This window comes from Brevundimonas sp. (assembly GCF_031082345.1).
GTDB lineage: Bacteria > Pseudomonadota > Alphaproteobacteria > Caulobacterales > Caulobacteraceae > Brevundimonas.
The window spans coordinates 1-18,522 of record NZ_JAVHLH010000025.1 but is presented as its reverse complement, the minus strand read 5'-3'; the positions used below and the strand labels follow the sequence as shown (position 1 = coordinate 18,522).

The 18,522-nt window shown below is 69.7% G+C and carries 20 protein-coding genes; 13 read left to right on the top strand and 7 right to left on the bottom strand.

All coding sequences use genetic code 11. The features are described 5' to 3' along the window. Together rpsP and ffh are read right to left on the bottom strand one after the other, a co-directional pair. On the bottom strand, window positions 1-277 hold a 277-nt coding region (gene rpsP / locus RDU12_RS03060), incomplete at its 3' end, for a 30S ribosomal protein S16 (protein WP_308684079.1). Between the two features lie 25 nt (window positions 278-302). After that, a complete protein-coding gene (gene ffh, locus RDU12_RS03055; RefSeq protein ID WP_300292344.1) occupies window positions 303-1,820 on the bottom strand; it encodes a signal recognition particle protein in 1,518 nt (505 codons plus the stop codon). A gap of 288 nt (window positions 1,821-2,108) precedes the next feature. Between ffh and ppc the strand changes: the two genes are divergently transcribed. Then, window positions 2,109-4,805, top strand: a complete 2,697-nt coding sequence (ppc, locus tag RDU12_RS03050) for a phosphoenolpyruvate carboxylase (RefSeq protein ID WP_308684078.1) — start codon at window positions 2,109-2,111, stop codon at window positions 4,803-4,805. A gap of 135 nt (window positions 4,806-4,940) precedes the next feature. Continuing rightward, window positions 4,941-5,228 (top strand): UrcA family protein, encoded by a 288-nt coding sequence (locus tag RDU12_RS03045; protein WP_308684077.1) that lies wholly within the window; start codon window positions 4,941-4,943, stop codon window positions 5,226-5,228. A 59-nt stretch (window positions 5,229-5,287) separates the two neighbouring features. On the opposite strand, the gene RDU12_RS03040 is transcribed toward RDU12_RS03045, so the two are convergent. Further along, window positions 5,288-7,459 carry a M3 family metallopeptidase gene (locus tag RDU12_RS03040; RefSeq protein ID WP_308684076.1) on the bottom strand — a complete coding sequence of 724 codons (2,172 nt, stop codon included), beginning with the start codon at window positions 7,457-7,459 and terminating at the stop codon, window positions 5,288-5,290. A gap of 122 nt (window positions 7,460-7,581) precedes the next feature. On the opposite strand from RDU12_RS03040, the gene RDU12_RS03035 reads away from it, so the two are divergent. Then, complete coding sequence (locus RDU12_RS03035; RefSeq protein WP_300289744.1) at window positions 7,582-8,442, top strand: glutamate racemase; 861 nt, start codon at window positions 7,582-7,584, stop codon at window positions 8,440-8,442. A 61-nt stretch (window positions 8,443-8,503) separates the two neighbouring features. Then, window positions 8,504-9,031, top strand: a complete 528-nt coding sequence (locus tag RDU12_RS03030) for an ATPase (protein WP_300289743.1) — start codon at window positions 8,504-8,506, stop codon at window positions 9,029-9,031. A 5-nt stretch (window positions 9,032-9,036) separates the two neighbouring features. Here the strand turns inward: RDU12_RS03030 and RDU12_RS03025 are convergent, their stop codons facing one another. Then, entirely contained in the window at window positions 9,037-9,582 is a 546-nt protein-coding gene (locus RDU12_RS03025; protein WP_300289741.1) for a carboxymuconolactone decarboxylase family protein, read from the bottom strand. Between the two features lie 83 nt (window positions 9,583-9,665). Continuing rightward, on the bottom strand, window positions 9,666-10,220 hold the full coding sequence (locus tag RDU12_RS03020; RefSeq protein ID WP_300289740.1) for a peroxiredoxin: 555 nt from the start codon (window positions 10,218-10,220) through the stop codon (window positions 9,666-9,668). Window positions 10,221-10,420: 200 nt separating this feature from the next. On the opposite strand from RDU12_RS03020, the gene RDU12_RS03015 reads away from it, so the two are divergent. Further along, on the top strand, window positions 10,421-10,849 hold the full coding sequence (locus RDU12_RS03015) for an HIT domain-containing protein (protein WP_300289739.1): 429 nt from the start codon (window positions 10,421-10,423) through the stop codon (window positions 10,847-10,849). On the opposite strand, the gene RDU12_RS03010 is transcribed toward RDU12_RS03015, so the two are convergent. Beyond that, on the bottom strand, window positions 10,833-11,381 hold the full coding sequence (locus RDU12_RS03010; RefSeq protein ID WP_308684075.1) for a hypothetical protein: 549 nt from the start codon (window positions 11,379-11,381) through the stop codon (window positions 10,833-10,835). The genes RDU12_RS03015 and RDU12_RS03010 overlap by 17 nt on opposite strands. Before the next feature lie 188 nt (window positions 11,382-11,569). Here RDU12_RS03010 and sdhC point away from each other — a divergent pair, with 188 nt between their 5' ends. From sdhC to RDU12_RS02970, 8 genes are read left to right on the top strand one after another with little or no spacing between them, the layout of a single operon-like run. Then, complete coding sequence (gene sdhC / locus RDU12_RS03005; protein ID WP_300289737.1) at window positions 11,570-12,043, top strand: succinate dehydrogenase, cytochrome b556 subunit; 474 nt, start codon at window positions 11,570-11,572, stop codon at window positions 12,041-12,043. Further along, entirely contained in the window at window positions 12,040-12,447 is a 408-nt protein-coding gene (gene sdhD / locus RDU12_RS03000; protein ID WP_300289736.1) for a succinate dehydrogenase, hydrophobic membrane anchor protein, read from the top strand. Before sdhC ends, sdhD begins: the two co-directional genes overlap by 4 nt. A gap of 4 nt (window positions 12,448-12,451) precedes the next feature. Beyond that, the gene (sdhA, locus tag RDU12_RS02995; RefSeq protein WP_300289734.1) at window positions 12,452-14,236 is read left to right on the top strand and encodes a succinate dehydrogenase flavoprotein subunit; all 1,785 of its coding nucleotides are present in this window, start codon (window positions 12,452-12,454) and stop codon (window positions 14,234-14,236) included. 10 nt (window positions 14,237-14,246) lie between these two features. Next, the gene (gene creD, locus RDU12_RS02990; protein ID WP_300289733.1) at window positions 14,247-15,725 is read left to right on the top strand and encodes a cell envelope integrity protein CreD; all 1,479 of its coding nucleotides are present in this window, start codon (window positions 14,247-14,249) and stop codon (window positions 15,723-15,725) included. Continuing rightward, on the top strand, window positions 15,725-16,525 hold the full coding sequence (locus tag RDU12_RS02985; protein ID WP_300289732.1) for a succinate dehydrogenase iron-sulfur subunit: 801 nt from the start codon (window positions 15,725-15,727) through the stop codon (window positions 16,523-16,525). Before creD ends, RDU12_RS02985 begins: the two co-directional genes overlap by 1 nt. Window position 16,526: 1 nt before the next feature. After that, window positions 16,527-16,847, top strand: a complete 321-nt coding sequence (locus RDU12_RS02980) for a 2Fe-2S iron-sulfur cluster-binding protein (protein WP_300289731.1) — start codon at window positions 16,527-16,529, stop codon at window positions 16,845-16,847. 7 nt (window positions 16,848-16,854) lie between these two features. Continuing rightward, a complete protein-coding gene (locus tag RDU12_RS02975) occupies window positions 16,855-17,661 on the top strand; it encodes a kinase (RefSeq protein ID WP_308684074.1) in 807 nt (268 codons plus the stop codon). Then, entirely contained in the window at window positions 17,661-17,990 is a 330-nt protein-coding gene (locus tag RDU12_RS02970) for a PilZ domain-containing protein (protein WP_308684080.1), read from the top strand. Before RDU12_RS02975 ends, RDU12_RS02970 begins: the two co-directional genes overlap by 1 nt. On the opposite strand, the gene RDU12_RS02965 is transcribed toward RDU12_RS02970, so the two are convergent. Then, window positions 17,987-18,522: sulfite exporter TauE/SafE family protein (locus RDU12_RS02965; RefSeq protein WP_308684073.1), on the bottom strand; the 536-nt coding region annotated here is incomplete at its 5' end. The two genes, RDU12_RS02970 and RDU12_RS02965, sit on opposite strands and share 4 nt — an antisense overlap.

Sequence of the window (18,522 nt, the reverse complement as noted above, 5' to 3'; positions counted from 1 at the left end):
TGCCCTGCGTCCACTTGACCTTGTCGGCCAGGGCCTCGTCCTGGCTCAGGAAGCGGGCGACGCGGTCGGTCGGCTGGGCGCCCTTGCCGAGCCATTCCGAGATCCGGTCGGCCTTCAGGGTGACGCGCTTCTGCTCGCCGTCGCGCGGCAGCATCGGGTTGTAGGTGCCGACGCGCTCAATGAATTTGCCGTCGCGCGGCGAGTGGGAGTCGGCGACGACGATGTAGTAGTACGGGCGCTTCTTGGTGCCGCCGCGGGCCAGACGAATCTTCAGCATTTTCAGTCTCTTTCTTTAAGTCGGATCATTTCTTGGGAGGAAAGCCCGGCAGGCCCGGAAGGCCTCCCGGCAGTTGTCCGCCGCCCAGGCCGGCGAGCCGGTCCTGGATGGCTTTCATTTCGTCGGCCGAGGGCTCCGGCATCCTGCCGCCGCCCAGCGCCTTGAGGCGGGCCATGTCGCCGCCGCCGCCCATGCCGGGCATGCCCATCATGGCGGCCATCTGCTTCAGGCCCTTGCCGCCGCCCTTGGACATGGACTTGACCATGTCGGCCATCTGGCGGTGCTGTTTCAGCAGGCGGTTGATGTCCTGGACCTCGACGCCGGCGCCCTTGGCGATACGCTTCTTGCGGCTGGCGTTGAGCAGGTCGGGCTTCTTGCGCTCGACCTTGGTCATCGAGCTGATGATGGCTTCCTGGCGCGCGATCATGCGGTCGTCGATGTTGGCGTCGGCCATCTGGGCCTTCATCTTGGCCACGCCGGGCAGCATGCCCATGATGCCCTGCAGTCCGCCCATCCGCTTCATCTGCTGCAGCTGGGCGGCGAGGTCGTTGAGGTCGAACTGGCCCTTGGCCAGCTTGCGGGCCATGGCCTCGGCCTTGGACTGGTCGAGTTCCTGCGAGGCCTTTTCGACGAGGGCGACGATGTCCCCCTGTCCGAGGATGCGGCCGGCGACGCGGCGGGCGTCGAACACCTCCAGCGCATCGACCTTCTCGCCGGCGCCGAGATATTTGATCGGCAGGCCGGTGACGGCGCGCATCGACAGCATGGCCCCGCCGCGCCCGTCGCCGTCGGCGCGGGTCAGGACCAGGCCGGTCAGCGGCAGACGCTCGTGGAAGGCCTTGGCCGTGCGCACCGCGTCCTGACCGGTCAGGCTGTCGGCGACCAGCAGGGTCTCGACCGGCTTCGACACGGCGGCGACCTCGGCCACCTCGGCCATCAGCGCCTCGTCGAGGGTGATGCGGCCGGCGGTGTCGAGGATCAGGACGTCGAAGCCCTGAAGCTTAGCGGACTGGAGGGCCCGCTTGGTGATCTGGACCGGGCTCTCGCCCGCCACGATCGGCAGGACCGCGACCTCGATCTGCTTGCCGAGGGTCTGCAGCTGCTCCATCGCCGCCGGACGGCGGGTGTCCAGCGAGGCCATCATGACCTTCTTGCGGTCGAACCTGGTCAGCCGCAGCGCCAGCTTGGCCGACGTCGTGGTCTTGCCCGAACCCTGCAGGCCGGCCATCAGGATGACGGCGGGCGGCGTGGCGTTCAGGTTGATCGGGACCGGCTCCTCGCCGCCCAGCATCTCGACCAGGCCGTCATAGACGATCTTGACCACCTGATCGGCCGGCTTGACCGAACGGATGACGTCCTCGCCGGTGGCGCGCTCGGTGGCGAAGGCGATGAAGTCCTTGACGACGGGCAGGGCGACGTCGGCCTCGAGCAGGGCCACGCGCACTTCGCGCATCGCCTCGGCCACGTCCTTTTCGGACAGGGCGCCGCGCCCGGTGATCCGGTCGAAGACGCCTGTCAGCCGCTCGTTCAGAGCCTCGAACATTCACAACCTCGTTGCGACGGGCGACCCGGTCTCCATAGCGAAATGGCCTCCGGCGACGATCACGTCGGCGGAGGGTTCTCGCCTGCCTCGTCCGGTCGAAACCGGGGTCGTGCAGGTGGAGACGCGAGGTTCACTTGCGTCGGAAGCGGCGGCTTATGGGGGAAAAGCGGCGGTTTGTCGACTCGGGCGATGACACCGGCATCGCGTTTCAGCGTTACCGTTCGCGATGGCCCCTTTCCACGCCCCTGATACCGTGACGCTCCCGGCCTCCCCGCTGCGAGACCCGACATGAGCCCTGCCGCCGACGACCGACTGCGTGACGAGGTTCGCCTGCTGGGCGGCCTGCTCGGCGAGGTGATCCGCGACGAGGGCGGGCAGGATCTCTACGACCGCATCGAGGCCGTGCGTCAGGCCTCGGTCGCCTGGCACCGCGACGAGGGGGCCGCCGACGCCGCCCGGCTGGAGCAGCTGCTGGGCGAGCTGTCGCTGGATCAGGCGGTCGGCCTCGCCCACGGCTTCGCGGTCTTCTCCCTGCTCGCCAATGTCGCCGAGGATCGGGCCGGCAAGCGTCGGGCCCGGGAACAGGCCGCGGCCGGCGCCCGCGCCGATACGCCCGAGGGGGCCCTGCAGCGGCTGGCCGAGGCCGGGGTCCCGGCGACCGCCGCGCGCGACCTGCTGGCCGGGGCGCTGATCTCGCCGGTCCTCACCGCCCACCCGTCCGAGGTGCGACGCAAGAGCGTCATCGACCGCATCGCCGCGGTGTCCGACCTGCTCGACGCCTGCGACCAGAACGACCTCGACTGCACGCCCGAGGTGCTGATGACCGGCCTGCGCCGCCAGACCGTCATCCTATGGGCGACCCGGCTGGTGCGCCAGGCGGGGCTGGTGGTGCAGGACGAGATCGACACCGTCGTCTCTTTCCTCGAGCGGGTCTTCCTGCACGTGGCGCCGGACCAGCTGGCCGACTGGCGCAGGCGGCTGGACGCGCCGGAGCTGGCGCCCTTCATTCGCATCGGCAGCTGGGTCGGCGGCGACCGTGACGGCAATCCCAATGTCGACGGCGCGGTCCTGTCCGCCGCCTTCCGCACCCAGGCCCGGGCGGCGCTCCGCCACTATCTGGACGAGGTCAACGCCCTCGGCTCGGAACTCAGCCTGTCCGGCTCGATGAGCGCCGTCTCGCCCGAACTGGCCGCCCTGGCCGAGGCGTCGGGCGACCGCTCGCCGCATCGCGCCGACGAGCCCTATCGCCGGGCGCTCAGCGAGATCTACGCCCGCCTCGCCGCCACCCATCCGGTGCTGACCGGGCAACCGGCGCCCCGGACGGCGTCGTTCGCGGCCGAACCCTACGCCGGGCCGGACGCCTTTCGGGCCGACCTGGCGGTGCTGCGCGACAGCCTGATCGCCCACCATGGAACCGTCTTCGCCGACGACCGGCTGTCGCGGCTGGTCGCGGCCGTGGACGTGTTCGGCTTTCACATGGCCACCCTGGACCTGCGCCAGAACGCCGATGTGCATGAGCGGGTGGTCGCCGACCTGCTCCGGGTCGCCGGCGTCTGCGCCGACTATCTCGCGCTGGATGAAGAGGCCCGGCTGTCGCTGCTGGCGGAGGAACTGACCTCCGGCCGACTGCTGTTCAGCCCCTATGCGACCTACGCCGACGAGACCCTGAAGGAGCGCGGCATCCTGCAGGCGGCGGCCGAGGCCCTGCGTCTGTTCGGGCCGCAGGCGATCCGCACCCATGTGGTCTCCAAGACCGACGCCGCCTCCGACCTGCTCGAGGTCTATCTGCTGCTGCGCGAGGTCGGCCTCTATCGCCCGGAGGACCCGGCCGCCTGCCCGATCCAGGCCGCGCCCCTGTTCGAGACCATCGACGACCTGCGCGCCTCGCGGCCGACGCTGGAACGGCTGCTGCGCGAGCCCTCCGCCCTCGCCGTGGCCCGCGCCCGCGGGGTGCAGGAGGTGATGATCGGCTATTCCGACTCGAACAAGGACGGCTCCTACCTGACCTCGACCTGGGAGCTGCACGAGGCCTCGCGGGCCCTGCTGGAAGTCACCGACGCGGCGGGGCTGAGGTTGCAGCTGTTCCACGGCCGCGGCGGGGCGGTCGGGCGCGGCGGGGGCTCCAGCTTCGCCGCCGTGGTGGCCCAGCCCCAGGGCACGGTGGCCGGCCGCATCCGGGTCACCGAACAGGGAGAGGTCATCGCCAACAAATACGGCGAGCCCGACGTGGCCCACCGCAACCTCGACGCCCTGACCTGCGGCGTCCTGCTGGCCTCGCTTAGGCCGCCGGCGGACCAGACCTTCAGCGAGCGCCACGGCGACACGGCGCGGGCCCTGTCGCGGGCCTCGATGGCCGCCTATCGGGCGCTGGTCTACGAGACCGACGGCTTCGTCGACTATTTCCGCGCCGCCACCCCGATCGCCGAGATCGCCGACCTGAAGATCGGCTCGCGCCCGGCCTCGCGCACCGCCTCGACCGCGATCGAGGACCTGCGCGCCATTCCGTGGGTGTTCAGCTGGAGCCAGTCGCGGGTGATGCTGCCCGGCTGGTTCGGCTTCGGCTCGGCGGTCGAGGGCGCGGACCTCGAGGAGCTGCGGATCATGGCCCGCGACTGGCCCTTCTTCCGCACTCTCGTTCAGAACATGGAGATGGTCATGGCCAAGGCCGACATGACCATCGCCCGCCGCTACGCCGCCCTGGCGCCCGACCAGGCGCTGGCCGATCGCATCCACGGCGCCATCCTCGCCGAGTGGGACAGGACGGTGGCGGCGGTGCTGGCCATCACCGGCCAGGACGCCCTGTTGGCCGGCCAGCCCGAGCTCGAGCGGCTGATCCGCCTGCGCATGCCCTATGTCGAGCCGCTCAATCATGTGCAGATCGAGCTGATCCGACGCCGCCGCGCCGGCGACGACGATCCGCGTGTCCGCGAGGGCATCCTTCTGAGCCTGAACGGGGTCGCGGCGGGCCTGCGCAACAGCGGCTGATCACTGATAAGCTTTCCGGGAATTCACCCGGCGTCGCTATTCCGCCGCGAAATCCACATCAGGCCGCAACAGCGTAGCCGTATCTCCCGCCTCGTCGCCGCCAAGGAGCGACGCAGCTCTCCGCAGGAGATCGCCATGAAAACCCTCGCTTCTCTCGCCGCCGTCCTGACTCTCGCCGCCGCCGGTTCGGCCTCCGCCGGGGAGGTTCGCATCCCCTGGGGCGACCTGGACCTGTCCACCGCCGCCGGGGCCGACGCCTTCGACCGGCGGGTCCGCGCCGCCGCCCGCAAACTGTGCCGCAACGTGCCGATGATCGGGGGGCGCGTCGCCTGCCAGGCGGCCGTCCGCGATGAGGCCGTCACCCTGCTGCCGGGCGCCGCCCAGGTCGACTACGCCCTCAGCCGCGTCCCGCTGGTGGCCTGAGGCGCAGGGAAAAGGCCCGGCGGATCGCTCCGCCGGGCCTCTTGTCTCTTTTCCCTGGCTCAGTTGGTCGGGAAACCCCGGACCTTGAGCAGGGCCGTGACATCCGGGTCGCGGCCGCGGAAGCGGCGGTAGGCCTCGCCGCGGTCGGTGGTGTTGCCCTCGGCCAGGATGATGGCCTTGTAGCGGGCCGCGATGTCCGGATTGAAGACGTCGCCCGACTCCTCGAAATAGGCCCAGGTGTCGGCGTCCATGACCTCGGACCACAGGTAGCTGTAATAGCCGGCCGAATAGGCGTCCGAGGTGAACAGGTGATTGAACTGCGGCAGGCGGTGCCGCATCACGATCTCCTTGGGCATGCCGATCCGGGCCAGGCTCTCGCGCTCGAAGGCGTCGATGTCGGTCGGCGGCGTCGCCCGGGTGTGCAGGTCCATGTCGACCAGGGCCGACGACAGATAGCTGACCGTTTCATAGCCCTGGTTGAAGGTGTTGGCCGCCTCGATCTTGTCGACCAGCGACTGCGGCATCGGCTGCCCCGTCTCCACATGCTTCATATAGCCGTCGAGGATCGGCCGGCTCAGCACCCAGTGCTCGTGCACCTGCGACGGATATTCGACGTAGTCGCGCGGCGTGCCGCCCAGGGCCGGATAGGTGATCTTGTACGACAGATAGTGCAGGGCGTGGCCGAACTCGTGGAACAGGGTCGCGGCGTCGTCCAGCGAGATCAGGATCGGCTCGTCGCCCTCGGCCTTGATGAAGTTGTTGTTGTTCGACGCCAGCACGTTCTTGACGCCGTCATAGGTCGAATAGGACCGGTAGGTGGTCATCCAGGCGCCCGAACGCTTGCCCGCGCGGGCGAAGTCGTCGGAGTAGAACAGGCCGACGTGGCGGCCGGTGGCCTTGTCGGTGACCTCGAACACCTCGACGTCCGGATGGAAGACCGGGACGGCCCCCTTCGGCAGCGGCGTGAACTGGTAGCCATACAGGCGCTCGGCCATGTGGAAGGCGCCGCGCTTGACGTTGTTCAGCTCGAAATACGGCTTCAGCTCGTTCTGATCGAGGTCGTACTTCTGCTTCCGGACCTTCTCGGCGTAGTAGAGATAGTCCCACGGCTCGATGTCATGACCGGCGATCGCGCGCATGTCGGCGACCTCCTCGATCACCCGCGCCTTGGCCGGGGCCCAGACCCGGTTCATCAGGTCCATGGCCGCGGCCGGGGTCTTGGCCATGGTGTCCTGCATCCGCCATTCGGCGTGATTGCCGAAGCCCAGCAGGCGGGCGCGCTCGGCCCTCAGCTTCACGATCTCGGCGATGATGGCGTTGGTGTCGTTGCCGTCGCCGTTGTCGCCCCGGTTGACGAATTTGCGCCAGACCTTCTCGCGCAGATCCCGGTCGTCGCCGAACGACAGGAACGGGTCGACGCTGGAGCGGGTGTTGACGATGGCGTAGCCGGTCAGGTTGCGGCTGCGCGCCGCGGCCGCGGCGGCCGCCTTGTTCGAGTCCGGAAGGCCGCCCACGCCGGACTCGTCCGGGATGTGGGTGAAGGTGTTCTCGTCGGCCACCACCTTCTGGCTGAAGCTGGTGAAGGCGTTCGACAGGGCGGTGTTGATCCGGCCCAGCTCGGCCTTGCCGGCGGCGTTCAGCGCCGCGCCGTTGCGGACGAAGGCGTCGCGGGTGCGCTCCGAGAGGCGGGTCTGCTCGGCGGTCAGGCCGGCCGCGGCGGCGCCGTCGGCGACCGCCTTGATGCGGGCGAACAGCTTCTCGTTGAAGATGATCTCGTCGCCTGCGGCGGACAGCAGCGGCGACACCTCGGTGTCGACGGCCTGGTAGTCGTCCGAGCCGATGTTCTGGGTCATCACCCCGAACAGGCTGGAGGCCCGGTCCAGCGGCTCGCCGGCCATCTGGTAGGGGACCATGGTGTTGGCGAAGGTGGCGGGCGCTGGATTGTCGGCGATGGCCTCGATCTCGGCCCGCTGCAGGTCGATGCCTTCCAGGATCGCCTCGCGCAGTTTGGGCGCCGAGACCCGATCCCACGGCGGCACGCCTTCATAGGGGCCGCTCCACGGCTGCAGCAGCTCCGCCCGCGGGGTCTGCGCCGGCAGCACGGCGCGGCCGATGCGGGCGTCGTCCGCGAGGCTGGCGGGGGAGGCGCCGCCCATGTCCATGCCGTTGGAGGCGCAGGCCGACAGGGCGAACAAACTGCCCCCGGCGATGAGAAGTTGGCGTCTATGCATGGACAAGGCTCCGTCGGTTCACGTCGTTGCGCTCTACCTAGGCCCTCCGGCGGCTGACTGTCACATGAACGGGGCGTAATCTTCGGCGTGGACGACAAAGGGCCGCACCGCTAACAGGCCCCATGGCGATTGGCGTATTCGACTCCGGCGTGGGCGGGCTGACGGTCCACCGCGAGCTGACGCGGCGGTTCCCCGAGCGGGACTTCATCTATCTGGCCGACCAGGCCAACGCCCCCTACGGCGGACGCGGCGGCGAGGAGATCGTCGACCTGACCCGGGCCGGTTGCGAGCGGCTGTTCGAGGCCGGCGCCAATGTCATCGTCCTGGCCTGCAACACCGCCAGCGCCATCGCCCTGCGCCGGCTGCAGCAGACCTGGGTTCCCGAGGCGCGGGCGCGGCACGGCCGGCCGGTCAATGTGCTGGGCATCATCGTCCCGACCATCGAGGCCGCCACCGGCCTGCCCTGGACGTACGAGGCCGAGCGCGGCCGCGAGGAGGGCGAGAAGAAGGAGGCGATCGAGATCACCGGCGTCTTCTGCACCGCCGCCACCGCCATGAGCCGGGTCTATGAGATCGAGATCGACAAGCGGCGCGAGGACCTGGCCGTCTTCTCCGAGCCCTGCCCGGGCCTCGCCGGCCTGATCGAGCTGGGCGCCCCGGCGGAAGAGCTGAAGGTCGTCGTCAACGACCATGTCGACGCCCTGCGCCGCCGCATCGGCCGCCATCCGGACAAGGCCATCCTCGGCTGCACCCACTACGAGATCGTCGCCGACCTGTTCGCCGCCGCCCTGCCGGAGGGCACGCCGGTGATCCACCAGCCGACCGCCGTCGCCGACGCCCTCGACCGCTATTTCCAGCGCCACCCCGAATACGCCCTGGGCGGCTCGGGCCGTCGCGACTTCCTGACCACCGGCCGGCCCGGTCCGCAGTCCGAGCTGGTCGCCCAGTTCTGGGGCGCGCCGCTGACCTTCGCGGCCGCCTGAAGAAGGCTGCGCTTGACGTCGGCGACGGCGTGGGCGCGGATGCGGCCGGGAGGACCCTCACATGAAACGCCTGCTGCTCGCCGCCGCCCTGGCCATCGCCCCCCTGCCAGCGGTCGCTGCCGGCCCCGCCGCAGCCGAGGTCTCGAACCGTTCCGAGAACAGCTTCAGCCTCACCTACGAACGCGCGGTCCCGGCCTCCGACCCGGCGATCCTCGAGGCTATCGGCCGCCCGGCCGCATGGTGGAGCGACGCCCACACCTATTCAGGCGACGCCGCCAACATCTCGCTCGACCTGCGGCCCGGCGGATGCTGGTGCGAATCCCTGCCCGGCGGCGGCGTCAAACACGCCGAGACCGTGCTGGTCTGGCCGGCGCAGCGACTGGTCCGCTTCGACGCCCCGTTCGGGCCGCTGCAGTCGATCGGGGCCGACGCCGTCCTGACCATGACCTGGGCTGTGATCGAGGGCGAGCCGGGGCGGACGCTGAAATGGACCTTCGTCGTCACCGGCCCCGGAGCGGGGGCCATGGCCGACGCGATCGACGGCGTCATCGCCGAGCAGTTCGGCCGGCTGGCCGATCACCTGTCGTAGGGCGGCTAGGCGGCTTCCGGGGCCGCCAGCGCCGATTCCGAGGCCACGATCCGGCTGGCGGCGTGGACCACGGCGGCGATGCGCAGGGCGGCCTGGACCTGGGTCGCCGGCACGCCGTGCTTGCGCAGTTCGCCCTCGTGGGCGTCCAGACAGGCGCCGCAGCCGTTGATGGCGCTGACCGCCGTCGACCATAATTCAAAATCAAGCTTGTCGACGCCCGGATTGGCCAGGACGTTCATCCGCAGCCGGGCGGGGATGGTCGTGTACTCGCTGTTCTTCATCAGGTGCAGCGAGCGGTAGTAGACGTTGTTCATGCCCATGATGGCGGCAGCCGACCGGGCCGCGTTCAGCGCCTCGGGCGACAGCACGGCCGTGGCCTGGGCCTCGATCGCCCGGACCACCGGCGTGACGCCGATCGCGCGGGCCGAGGCGAGGAAGCAGCCCCATTTCTGCTGGTCGTTCAGCACCGTCTCCGAGGCCAGCGAACCGAGGTTCAGGGAGATGTCCCTGGCGTAGGCGGGCATGAGGTCGCGGAGCGTATCAATCGACATGGGGAGTCCTCGAAAATCTGGTCTGGATGCAAAACAGGCGGCGACTTTCGCCGCCGCCTGTCAGGAAGACGCTGACGCTACTGTTACGCCGCCAGGGTCTCGCCGCCGACCGGGCGGTTGCAGGCGCACAGCTCGTCGGTCTGCAGCGCATCGACGACACGCAGGGTGTCGGCGGGGGCGCGGCCGACGTTCAGGTTGGTGACATAGACGTGCTGCACGACGTTGTGCGGGTCGACCACGAAGGTGGCGCGCAGGGCGACGCCCTCTTCCTCGTCGAGCACGCCGAGGGCGCGGGCCAGCTTGCCGCCGTTGTCGGCGAACTGCCAGATCGGCAGCTTGTTCAGGTCGGCGTGGTCACGGCGCCAGGCCAGTTTGACGAACTCGTTGTCGGTCGAGCCGCCCAGAACCACGGTGTCGCGGTCCTCGAAATCACGCGCCAGCGAGGCGAACTCGGCGATCTCGGTCGGGCAGACGAAGGTGAAGTCCTTCGGGTAGAAGAACAGGACCTTCCACTTGCCCTCGAAGCTCTCGTTGGTGATCGGCTCGAAGGCCGAGACGCCGTTCTCTTCGTGGCTGTTGAAGCCCGGCTTCACGCCCGTGATCTTGAATTCCGGCAGTTTTTGACCGACGCCCAGCATGCGCTGTTCTCCTGATGGTTCTGAATAGGGAAGCTCTGGAGCGCCGGGGGAGCGGCGCCGCAACCGCGAATTGGCGGTTGCACTGCACAATGTCAATGATTGCAAACACATTTCCTCGATAGATTTTACCTATAGCAGCCATAGGCCGGCCCGGTCGCGGGGACGCTTGACGCCTGCGCCGGGCCGGGCGACCGAGGAGCATGACGTCCGCCTTCAAAGCCGACCCCGCCTTCGATCCCGGCTCCATCGCGGTGTGCGACTGGCCGCTGTGTCAGGTCCGGCTGCAGGACGACGCCCGTTTCCCGTGGCTGATCCTGATCCCCCGCCGGTCCGGGCTGCGGGAGATCGAGGACCTCGCCGGACCGGAACGGGCCGCGCTGATGGAGGAGATCGTCCGCGCCGGGGCCGTCGTCCGCCTGCTGGGCGAAACGGCCGGGCGGCCGGTGCACAAGCTCAATGTCGCCGCGCTCGGCAATGTCACCGCCCAGCTTCATGTGCATGTGGTGGGGCGCCGCCCCGACGACGGCCTGTGGCCCGACCCGGTCTGGGGCCGGGGTGCGGCCGTACCGTACGGAGCCGGGGCCCTGCAGGCCGCGGCCTCGAGGATCCGGCTCAGTCCGGGCGGGTGATCGTCACAGGACGGGTCCGCCCGTCCACGGTCAGCGAACCGCGCCAGCCGGCCTGCGACCGCTCCAGGGTCACCACCCCGCCGCCGTCCTCCAGCGTCAGCGTGCGTCCGTCGGACACGGCCCCGCCCCGGCCGCGGCGGCTGCGCCAGCCGCCCTCGACGGGACCGACGCCATGATCCATCAGGACGATATCGTAGAGGGTCCGCCCGTCCGCATCGCGGATGCGCCAGACGCCGTTCAGCGGCCCGGCGGTCTGGTCGGCGCGGAGCTCGGCGGAGGTCACGCCCTGATCATAGGCGATCTCGACATCGGTCGGGGTGACCTCATAGGCGCCGTCATAGGCGTCCACCGTCACCGGCGCGGCCAGCGGCGGGCGATGCGACAAGCCCGCGCCATCACCCTCGGCAGTCTCGCGGCCGAAGTCCGAACCGGGTTCGAACGGGCGGATGGCCGGCGGCGAATAGGGCTCCAGCGCCGATGGATGGGGCGCGGCCTGCGGCGTCAGCAGCGCGGCCAGGGCGGCGATCAGCATTCCCGACATGGGTCCAGTGTGCCGATTTCGCTCTCGCCTGGCAAAGCGCCCCTCCCGCCCCGCGAATTCGTGATCGTCGGCGTCGCACCCGCTCACGCTTCGTTGACCCCTGCGGCGCCGCTGGACTAAAGCCTGATCACCGATTTCGAGCGGCTGATTTCGCTCAGGTTTCTGAGAACCATTCGCATATGTCGACTTCCCCCTTGCCGGGCGATGCTTCGAACGATCCGACCGACGATCAGTCCGGCCGCTTCGTGCGCCAGCCCAACGGCCGTGTCCGCCCGCTTTCGCCGCATCTGCAGATCTGGCGCTGGCATGTCACCATGCTGGGATCGATCCTGCACCGGATGACCGGCGGAGCGCTGGCCGTCGGCGCCGTGCTGGTGGCGCTGTGGCTGATGGCCCTGGCCTTCGGGCCCGACGCCTATGCGACCTTCACCGGCTGGATGGGCTCGCCTCTGGGCCTGCTGGTCTGGTTCGGGCTGACGGTCGCCCTGGCCGTGCATTTCGCCGGCGGCGTCCGCCACCTGATCTGGGACGCGGGCGAGGGGCTGACGCCGAAGTCGGCCAACGCCCTGTCGACGGCTTCGATCGTGATCGGCGTGGTCATCTCGATCGCCTTCTGGGCCGGACTGTTCATGACCGGGAGGGTCGTCCTTTGAGCCGCCTGACCAGGAGCTACATCAAGGGCGTGAAGGTCTCCGAACGCCACGGCGCCGGCGAATGGCTGCAGGAGCGGCTGTCGTCGCTGATCCTGGTCCCCCTGACCCTGTGGGGCCTGTGGAGCGGCTGGGCCCTGTCGGGCGCCGGCTACGGCGGCGCGCTCGAATGGTTCCGCTCGCCGGTCAATGCGACCCTGCTGGCGATCACCCTGCTGGTCAGCCTCTGGCACATGAACATGGGCCTGAAGGTCATCGTCGACGACTATATCCACAAGCCCGCCTCGCGGAACACGCTGGTGGGCCTGATCGGCCTGCTGTGCGTCGTGCTCGCCGCCGCGGGCGTCTTCTTCATCGTGCGACTGGCGCTGGGTTCGGCCCCGCTGCCGGCCGGTTTCGGAGCCTGATCGCGTGGCTGCTTATGAATTCGTCGACCATGCCTATGACGTCGTCGTCGTCGGCGCCGGCGGCTCCGGCCTGCGCGCCGCCCTCGGCGCCGCCCAGCAGGGGCTGAAGGTCGCCTGCGTCACCAAGGTCTTCCCGACCCGCTCCCACACCGTGGCGGCCCAGGGCGGCATCTCCGCCTCGCTCGGCAACATGGGCGAGGACAGCTGGCAGTGGCACATGTACGACACCGTCAAGGGGTCGGACTGGCTGGGCGACCAGGACGCCATCGAATACCTCGTCCGCAACGCGCCCAAGGCCGTCTATGAGCTCGAGCACTGGGGCGTGCCCTTCTCGCGCACCGACGAGGGCAAGATCTACCAGCGCGCCTTCGGCGGCATGACGCGCAATTTCGGCGAGGGCCCGGTGCAGCGCACCTGCGCCGCCGCCGACCGCACCGGCCACGCCATCCTGCACACCCTGTACGGCCAGTCGGTCCGCCGCGAGGTCGAGTTCTTCGTCGAATATTTCGCCCTCGACCTGATCATGCAGGACGGCGCCTGCACCGGCGTGACGGCGCTGAAGCTCGACGACGGCACGATGCACCGCTTCCGCGCCAAGCTGGTGATCCTGGCCACCGGCGGCTACGGCCGCGCCTATTTCAGCGCCACCAGCGCCCACACCTGCACCGGCGACGGCAACGCCATGGTGCTGCGCGCCGGCCTGCCGCTGCAGGACATGGAGTTCGTCCAGTTCCACCCGACCGGCATCTACGGCGCCGGCTGCCTGATCACCGAGGGCGCGCGCGGCGAGGGCGGATATCTGACCAACTCGGAGGGCGAGCGCTTCATGGAGCGCTATGCGCCGACCGTGAAGGACCTGGCCCCGCGCGACATGGTCAGCCGCTCCATGACCATCGAGATCCGCGAAGGCCGCGGCGTCGGTCCGAACAAGGACCACATCCACCTGCACCTCGACCACCTCGATCCGGCCGTGCTGCACGAGCGCCTGCCGGGCATCTCGGAAAGCGCCAAGATCTTCGCCGGCGTCGATGTGACGAAGCAGCCGATCCCGGTGCTGCCGACAGTCCACTACAATATGGGCGGCATCCCCACGAACTATCACGGCGAGGTTCTGACCAAGGTCGGCGACAATGCCGACACTGTCGTGCCGGGCCTGATGGCCGTGGGCGAGGCGGCCTGCGTCTCGGTGCACGGGGCCAACCGCCTCGGCTCCAACAGCCTGACCGATCTGGTCGTGTTCGGCCGCGCCGCCGGTCTGCGCTGCGGCGAGACGGTCGACAAGGCCTCGAAGGTTCCGGATGCGCCGGCTGCCGCCACCGACGGCCACCTGGCCCGCCTCGACCGCTTCCGCCACGCGAACGGTTCGACCCCGACGGCGAAGCTGCGCATCGACATGCAGCGCGCCATGCAGTCCGACGCGGCCGTGTTCCGCACCGGCAAGACACTGGAAGAGGGGGTGGCCAAGCTGCGCGCCATTCACGCCGCCGGCGACGACATCAAGACCACCGACCGCGGCCTGATCTGGAACACCGACCTGATCGAGACCCTCGAATACGACAACCTGGTCGACCAGGCCCTCGTCACCATCGAGAGCGCGCTGAACCGGACGGAATCGCGCGGCGCCCACGCCCGCGAGGACTATCCCGACCGCGACGACGTGAACTGGATGAAGCACACCCTGTCGTGGAAGGTCCCGGCCGAGGCGGTGAAGATCGACTACCGCCCGGTGCACAACTACACCATGTCGACGGACATCGATTACATCGAGCCCAAGGCTCGGGTGTACTAGGAACCGCCCGATGGCCCGCACGCCCAGGACGCCGCCCGTCGAGACCGCGCCGCCCCAGCCGGCGCTGACGCCGGCCTATGAGCGTGGCCGGGTCCCGGCTCCGCCGCGTCGCTCGGCCGGGCTGAAACTGTTGCTGGTGTGCGGTCTGGCGCTCGTGATGAGCATCGCCGCCCTGTTTGTCTTCGCCCTGCTGATGGACCGGTCGAACCGCGCCCAGCAGGTGGCCGACGAGGTCGGCGGCCTGATGGGCGGGCCCCAGACCTTCCTCGGCCCGGTCATCGCCGTGCCCTATACCCGCAACGTCGTCGAGGCCGCGCCGACCAACCCCGGGACGCCGGTCCCCACGACCTCGACGACCCTGGACGCCGGCGTCTGGCACATCTTCCCGACCCGGGGTCAGGTCCAGGCCGCGACGGAATCCGAAGTGCGCAGCCGCTCGCTGTTCAAGGTCCCGGTCTACACCGCCGACCTGACCTATTCGGCCAGTTTCGACCTCGCCAACGCCGGGGCCGAACTCCCGCGTGGGGCGGTCCTCGACTGGAGCCGGGCGGAGATCGTGCTCGGCGCGTCGGATGCGCGGGGCGCCAAGTCCGACATCGGCCTGACCCTCGGCGGCCAGACCGTGGCCCTGACGCCCTCGTCGGTCGAGCCCACCGCGGCGCTGACCCTCCCGGACACGCGCGACGGGGCGCTGAGGGGCGGGGACAGCCTGCGCCTGTTCGGAACGCGACTGCCCGAAGCCCTGCGGACCGACGGAAGCTTCGACGTCTCCGGGCGCGCGACCTTCTCCGGGGCCCAGCGGATCGCCGTGCTGGCCTTCGCCGGAACGACCACCGCCGTCATCCGCGGCGACTGGCCCCATCCGTCCTACAACGGCGGCTTCCTGCCCGCCCGCCAGGACGCCGCCGACGGCTTCAACGCCACCTGGACGGTGCCGTTCGTGGCGCGCGGCGTGCCGGTCGAGGGGGATCGCGACACGCTCGGCCGTCTCGGCGCGACCTCGCTGGGCGTGACCTTCGTCGAGCCGGCCAACCCCTATCAGTCGGTCAGCCGCTCGCTGAAATACGCGCCGATGTTCATCGGCCTGGTGTTCCTGGCCTATTTCCTGTTCGAAACCACCACCGGCCGCCGCGTCCACCCGGCCCAGTACATCCTCGTCGGCATGGCCCAGGTGATCTTCTACATGCTGCTGCTGTCGATCGCCGAGCACATCGGTTTCGACGCGGCCTTCGCCCTTGCGGCCGCCGCCACCGTCGGCCTGATCTCGGCCTACGCCGGCTGGACCTTCGAAAGCCGCGCCCAGGGCGTTCGTGCCCTGGTGGCCTTCACCTTCCTCTACGGCCTCATCTATGTGCTGATGCGGCTGGAGGACTACGCCCTGCTGGTCGGCGCCCTTTCCAGCTTCGCGGCCATCGCGGCCGTCATGTATTTCACCCGCAAGGTCGACTGGTACGGCATCGCGGGCAACGATTCCCGAGATATCGCCTGATGGTCCAGCTCACCCTCCCCAAGGGCTCCAAGCCCACCTCCGGCAAGGTCCACAAGGCCCCGGCCGGCGCGAAGAACGTCAAGACCTACAAGGTCTACCGCTACGACCCCGAGGTCGACGCCGATCCGCGCTGGGACGTGTTCGAGGTCTCGGCCGACGACCACGGCCCGATGCTGCTGGACGCCCTGATCCACATCAAGAACGAGATCGACCCGACCCTGTCGTTCCGGCGCTCGTGCCGCGAGGGCATCTGCGGCTCGTGCTCGATGAACATCGACGGGCGCAACGCCCTGGCCTGCACCAAGGGCTGGGAGGAGTGCTCCTCCTCGACCATCTCCATCGCCCCGCTGCCGCACCAGCCGGTGGTCAAGGACCTGGTCACCGACCTGACCCTGTTCTACGCCCAGTACGACTCGATCCAGCCCTACCTCCAGTCCGACGAGCCGGACCCCGAGACCGAGCGCATCCAACTGCCCGAGGACCGGGCCAAGCTGGACGGCCTGTACGAATGCATCCTGTGCGCCTGCTGCTCGACCTCGTGCCCGAGCTACTGGTGGAACCAGACCGAATACCTGGGGCCCGCGGCCCTGCTGCAGTCCTACCGCTGGATCGCCGACAGCCGCGACGACGCCACCGACAAGCGGCTCGACGACCTCGAGGACCCGTTCAAACTCTACCGCTGCCACACCATCATGAACTGCGCCCAGGTGTGTCCGAAGGGTCTGAACCCGGCCAAGGCCATCGCCGAGACCAAGAAGCTGATGGTCTCGCCGAGCCGGAAGAAGACCGAGGCCGCCTGAGTTGGCGAAGATCACCTACATCGAGCACGACGGCCGCGAGCATGTCGTAGAGGTCAAGAACGGCCTCTCCGTCATGGAGGGGGCGATCCGCAACAATGTGCCGGGCATCGACGCCGACTGCGGCGGGGCCTGCGCCTGCGCCACCTGCCATGTCTATGTCGACGAGAACTTCGCCGCCGAGACCGGCCGCGCCTCGGCCATGGAGGAGTCGATGCTGGACTTCGCCGAGAACGTCCAGCCGAACAGCCGCCTGTCGTGCCAGATCCGGGTCAGCGACGATCTCGACGGCCTGATCGTCCGCCTGCCCGAATCCCAGCACTGAGCCGGCCGTGGGCCGCGCAAATCCGGACCTGGTCGACCTCGTCGGCGGCCTGATCGCGCACGGACCCCGGGACGGCTCCGGCCGCCCGCCCCTGATCGCCGTCGTCGGCGCGCAAGGATCCGGCAAGACCACCCTCGCCCGCGAGGCCGCCGCCCGCTTCGGCGCGGCGCAGATTTCGATCGACGACGTCTATCTGACCCGGGCCGAACGCGAGGCCCTGGCCCGGGAGGTCCATCCGCTGTTCGTCACCCGCGGCCCCCCGGGGACGCACGATCTTGCGTTGCTGCAGGGCCTGATCGACGCGCTCTCCACCGCCGGGCCGGACGATCAGACCCTCATCCCCGACTTCGACAAGCGCGGCGACGACCGCCGGCCGCGCGAACGCTGGCGCGCCTTTAGGGGCCGCCCCTCGGCCGTGCTGTTCGACGCCTGGTGCCTCGGCGCCCTGCCGCAGGACGAAGCCGCGCTCGCCGAACCGGTCAACGCCCTGGAGCGGGCGCAGGACGCCGACGGCGGCTGGCGCCGCGCCGTCAACGGTTTCCTCGCCGGCCACTATGCGGATTTCGCCGCCGATTTCGACGCCGTCGTCTTTCTCCAGGCGCCGGATTTCGACGTCGTGCTGGACTGGCGTTGTCAGCAGGAAGCCGATCTGCTCGGCGTCGCCCCGGCCGACCTGCCTGCGGAGGAGCGGGTCCGCCTCGCCGGCTTCATCCAGTATTTCGAGCGCGTCACGCGGCGCATGCTGGCCGGCGGCGTTCGCGCGGATGTGACGGTGAAACTGGATCGAAACCGCAAACCGGTAGCCATGCCGTGATGGACAGGCCCGAAGATCGCAGACTGGAGACCCGCTCGTCGGCCAATGTGCGCGGCCTCATCGTCACGCCCGGTCTCGAACTGCCCTGCCTGATCGTCGACCAGTCGAACTCGGGCGTCCGCCTCCGGCTGGACCGCAACCTCGCCCTGCCGAACCGGATCCTGCTGATCGACATCGCCCAGGCCACCGCCGTCGAGGCCGAGGTGGCCTGGCGCAAGGGGCAGGAGGCCGGGGTGAAACGCACCGGCGCCGCCTCGTCGCTGCGGGGGCTCGTGCCCTCCCGCCTCGCCGCCGCCCGCGCCGCCCTGATCCGGGCCGGCGGCCGCTAGAGCGCCGTCACCGCCTTGATCGCCACATAGACGGCGACGATCAGGATCAGGCCCGCGAACAGGCGTCGGCCCAGCACCGCATTGGCGCCGAGGCGGCGGGCGATCGGCAGGCCCGCGAGGGTTCCGACCGCGCCGCCCGCCGCCATGGCGGCCACGATCGGCCAGTCGATCAGGCCGGACAGGGCGTAGTTGGCCGCCGTCGTGGCCCCGAAGGCGACCACGCTGACCAGGGAGGAGGCCTGGGCGAGGGCCAGGGTCATGCCCGCGGCGCCCATCAGTCCGGGGACGATCAGGAAGCCGCCGCCGATGCCGAAGAAGCCCGCCGCCGCGCCGACGCCGGCGCCCGAGGCGGCGATGCGCGGCGCCATGGCCCGGGTCAGGCGAACCGTCTCGACCCCGACCGGCGCGTTGGGCCGCAGCATGGCCACGGCGACCAGCCCCATGGCCAGGGCGAAGAAGATCAGCAGGACGTGGCCGTCGACGATCTTGGCGACGGACGAGCCGGCGAAGGCGCCGGCCGAGCCGGTCGCGG